This window comes from Streptosporangium nanhuense (assembly GCF_059358815.1).
Genome location: NZ_JCADBG010000069.1, coordinates 1 through 4,839, shown reverse-complemented (window position 1 = coordinate 4,839; position 4,839 = coordinate 1). Strand labels below are relative to the sequence as shown.

The following is a 4,839-nucleotide window of genomic DNA, read 5'->3' as shown; positions in this document are numbered from 1 at the left end:
GGCCGGACTCGCCGTCGCGAACACCTCCACACCCAACCGCCGCGCCAACTGGATCGCCGCCATACCCACACCACCCGCGCCGGCGTGCACCAGCAACTTCTCCCCCGCCCGCAACCCGGCCAGGTCCATCAGCCCGTAGAAGGCCGTCAGGAACACCACCGGGATCGTCGCGGCCTCCTCGAAGGAGATCCCGTCGGGGATCCTGGCGCGCACGTGGGTGCTGGTGATCGCCATCGGGCCGAAGCCGCCGTCGACCAGGCCGACCACCCGGTCACCCGGACGCAGGTCCTCGACGCCGGGACCGACCTCCAGCACCACTCCGGCGGCCTCGCCGCCCATCAGGCCGACCCTGTCCTGGAACCAGCCCAGCGCGTTCAACCCGTCCAGCAGGTCCCGGAAGTTCACCCCCGCCGCGTGCACCTCCATCCGTACCCGCCCGGCCTCCAGCGGTTCGGTCGCCTGCGGGAACGGCAACAGCTCCAGCGCGTCCAGGCTGCCCTTGGCCCGGCTGCCCAGCCGCCACGCCACCTCACCGGGTGGGGGCAGCAGGCTCGCGCCCGAGGCCAGCGCCGCCAGCCTCGGCACCCGCACCCCGCCCTCGCGTACCGCCACCTGCGGCTCGCCACACGCCAGCACGACGGGCAGCGCGGACAGGGCCGTCTCGTACTCCTCCACGTCGGCCAGCAGGAAGCGGCCGGGATTCTCCGCCTCGGCGCTGCGGACCAGTCCCCACACGGTGGCCGCTGCCGGGTTCGACACGGTCTCGCCGTCGTCGGTCGCGACCGCGCCCCGGGTGACGAACACCAGGCGCGAGCCGCCGAACCGCTCGTCGGCCAGCCATTGCTGCAGCAGGCCGAGCACGCGTGTGGTGAGCGCGTGCGCGGATCCGACGACATCCGTGGAGCCGGCGACGTCGATCTCGACGGTCACCAGGTCGGGCACCCTGCCGAACGGCAGCTCCAGCGCGTCGAGGTCACCGGTGAGCTCGGCCACCTCCAACCCGATCACGGCGTCCACCGGGGAGACCGTCATCGGCACGGAGACCCAGTCGAGCTGGAACAGCGAGTCCCGCTCCACCCCGCGTCCGGGTGAGGCCGCGGCGAGCCGGTCGGCCGAGACCGCCCGCAGCACCAGGGAACGCGCCGACAGCACCGGGGTGCCGACGGCGTCCACCGCCGTCAGCGACACGGAGTCGGTACCGGTCCTGGCCAGCCGCACGCGCAGCGCCGACGCGCCTCCGGCCCGCAGGCTCACGTCGCTCCAGGAGAACGGCAGCCTTCCGCCCTCCGCCGTCTCCAGCCCGGCGAACGGCACCGCGTGCAACGCCGCGTCCAGCAGGGCCGGATGCAGCCCGAACGCGCCCGCGCCCGACGCGGCCTGCTCGGGCAGGACGACCTCGGCGAACACCTCGCCGTCCTGGCCGCGCCAGGCGGCCTTCAGTCCCTGGAACACCGGCCCGTAGGCGAGGCCGCCCTCGGCGAGCCGGTCGTACAGCCCGTCCAGCTCGATCACCGTCGTCCCCGCGGGGGGCCAGACGGTGGCGTCGAACGCGGCGGCCCGGTCATCGCTTCCGGCCTCGGCTCCGGCTCCGGCTCCGGCTCCGGCGGAAGGGTCTGTGGTCGTCAGCGTGCCGGTGGCGTGCCGGGTCCACGACGCCTGGTCCTCGGCCTCGGCCGGGCGGGCGTAGACGCCGAGCGTGCGCCTGCCCGACTCGTCCGGGGCGCTCACCGACACCTGTACCGCGACCGCGTCGTCCTCGCCCAGCACCAGCGGCGCGGTCAGGGTCAGCTCCTCCACCCGGTCGCAGCCGACCTGGTCACCGGCTCGAACGGCCAGCTCCAGGAACCCGGTGCCGGGGAAGAACACCCTTCCGGCCACCACGTGATCGGCCAGCCACGGGTGCGACCGCACCGAGAGCCGCCCGGTCAGCAGCACGCCGTCGGAGTCGGCCAGACGGACGGCGGCGCCCAGCAGCGGATGCTCCGCCGCGGCCAGACCCAGGCCGCGGGCGTCCCCGACGCGCTTGCCGGTCGGCCAGAACCGCTGACGCTGGAAGGCGTAGGTGGGCAGCCCCACCCGGCGCCCGCCCGCGAGCACCGCCTGCCAGTCGAGGGGCATCCCGTGTACGTGCAACTCGGCCAGCGCCGTCATGACCGCCGACCGCTCGTCGCGGTTCCTCCGCAGCACCGGCACCAGCAGCGGGGGCAAATCCGCGTACGTGCCCGTGGTGACGTGGTGAGCGCCCGAATCCCCGGCCACCTGAGCACGGGCGGCCTCGTCCGAGTCGGCGAGCACCCTCAGGGTGTCGTCGGCCATGGCGGTCAGCACCCCGTCGGGGCCCAGCTCCAGATAGGCCCGTACTCCCTGCGCGTGCAGGGCGCGGATGCCGTCGCTGAAGCGGACCGCGCCACGGACCTGCTCCACCCAGTAGTCCGGCGAGCACAGCTGCTCCGCCGAAGCCGCCTTCCCGGTCAGGGTCGACACCATCGGGATCCGCGGCGGGCTGTAGGTGAGGGTACGGGCCACCTCCTGGAAGTCCTCCAGCATGGGGTCCATGAGAGGCGAGTGGAAGGCGTGCGACACCCGCAGGCGCTTCGTCCTGACCCCGCGCTCCTCCAGGGCTGCGGCGATCTCCAGAACCGGCTCCTCGACCCCGGAGATCACCACCGAGGACGGGCCGTTGACGGCAGCGATCGACACCTCCTTCTCACGCCCGGCCAGCAGCCCGGCGACCTCCTCCTCAGAGGCCCGGACCGACACCATCGCCCCACCAGCGGGCAACCCCTGCATCAACCGCGCCCGCGCCGCCACCAGAACGCACGCGTCCTTCAACGACAACACCCCGGCCACATGCGCAGCGGTGATCTCCCCGATCGAGTGCCCGGCCAGCACCTCCGGCCGCAGGCCCCACGCCTCGACCAGCCGGAACAGCGCCGTCTCCAGCGCGAACAGCGCGGGTTGCGCCCATCCCGTCCGGTCCAGCACATCCGTCCGCTCGGCGAACATCACCTCACGCAGCGACCCCTCAAGGAGCGGATCCAGCTCGGCGACCACCTCGTCCAACGCCGCCGCGAACACCGGGAACCGCTCATACAGCTCCCGGCCCATCCCGGCCCGCTGGCTGCCCTGACCGGTGAACAACACCGCCAGCTTCGGCTCCGGCCCCGCCACCCCGTGCACCACACCCGCACCCGGGCGATCATCGGCGACGGCCCGCAGCCCGGCCAGCGCGCCCTCGCGGCCGTCGGCCAGCACCACCGCCCGGTGCTCGAACGCCGACCGCGTCGTGGCCAGCGAGAACGCCGCATCGGCCAGACCCGGCTCGGAACCGCCGTCCAGGAAGGACGCCAGCCGCCCGGCCTGCGCCCGCAGCGCCTCCGCCGACCGGCCCGACACCAGCACCGGCACCACACCGGGCTCGGTTTCGCCCCGCGCCTCCTCGGTGTCGACCTCGGGGAACTGCTCGATGATCACATGCGCGTTGGTGCCGCTGATCCCGAACGACGACACCCCGGCCCGCCACGGCCGTCCCACCTGAGGCCATGACCTCGCCTCGGTCAGCAGCTCCACCGCACCCATGGACCAGTCCACGTGTGACGACGGAGCGTCCACATGCAACGTCCTGGGCAACACGCCATGCCGCATCGCCAGCACCATCTTGATCACACCCGCCACACCGGCGGCGGCCTGGGTGTGACCCAGGTTCGACTTGATCGAACCCAGCAGCAGCGGCCGATCCTCCGGCCGGTCCTGGCCATAGGTCGCCAGCAGTGCCTGAGCCTCGATCGGGTCGCCCAGCGTCGTACCGGTCCCGTGCCCTTCCACCACGTCCACCTCGGCCGGGTTCAAGCCCGCCCCGGCGAGGGCCTGGCGGATCACCCGCTGCTGCGAGGGGCCGTTCGGCGCCGTCAGACCGTTGGACGCGCCGTCCTGGTTCACCGCCGACCCACGGACGACCGCCAGCACCTGATGTCCGTTGCGACGGGCGTCCGACAGGCGCTCCAGCACCACCATGCCCGCGCCCTCGGCCCAGCTCACCCCGTCGGCCGCGTCCGAGAAGGACTTGCACCGCCCGTCACCGGCGAGCCCGCCCTGGGCACTGAAGTCGATGAACGCGCCCGGCGACGCCATCACCGTCACCCCACCGGCCAGCGCCAGCGAGCACTCACCCGAGCGCAGCGCCTGCGCCGCCAGATGAATCGTGACAAGAGACGACGAACACGCCGTGTCCACCGTCATCGCCGGACCTTCCAGCCCCAGCGCGTACGAGATCCGGCCCGACAGCACGCTCCCGGCGTTGCCGATGCCGAAGAAGCTCATCACGTCGGGGGGAAACTCCACGCTCGACGCGTAGTCGTGGTACATGATCCCGGCGAACACGCCGGTGCGGCTGCCTTTCAGCGAGACCGGGTCCATGCCCGCCCGCTCAACCGCCTCCCACGACACCTCCAGCAGCAACCGCTGCTGGGGATCCATCGCCAGCGCCTCGCGCGGGGAGATCCCGAAGAACCCCGGGTCGAACTCTCCCGCCTCGTGCAGGAAGCCGCCCTCACGCACGTAACTGGTGCCCCGGCTCTCCCGGTCGGGACTGTAGAACTCCGTCAGGTCCCAGCCGCGCGTCGTCGGGAACTCGCTGATGCCGTCCCCGCCCCCGGCCACCAGCCGCCACAGATCCTCGGGCGTGTCGACCTGCCCCGGGTAGCGGCACGCCATCGACACGATGACGATGGGATCGTCCGAGACCGACGCGAGCGCGGCCGGGATGATCACGTCGGCCCTGTCGCCGAGCAGCTCGCCCAGCAGGAACTCCGCCAGCACCACCGGAGTCGGGTAGTCGAA

General features: G+C 72.8%; 1 protein-coding gene. It reads right to left on the bottom strand.

Features of this window, described 5'->3' with window-relative positions; translation table 11 throughout:
• Positions 1–4,839, bottom strand: a 4,839-nt coding sequence (locus tag AC5L38_RS43885) for a beta-ketoacyl synthase N-terminal-like domain-containing protein (RefSeq protein WP_495248759.1), incomplete at both ends; no start/stop codon positions are given.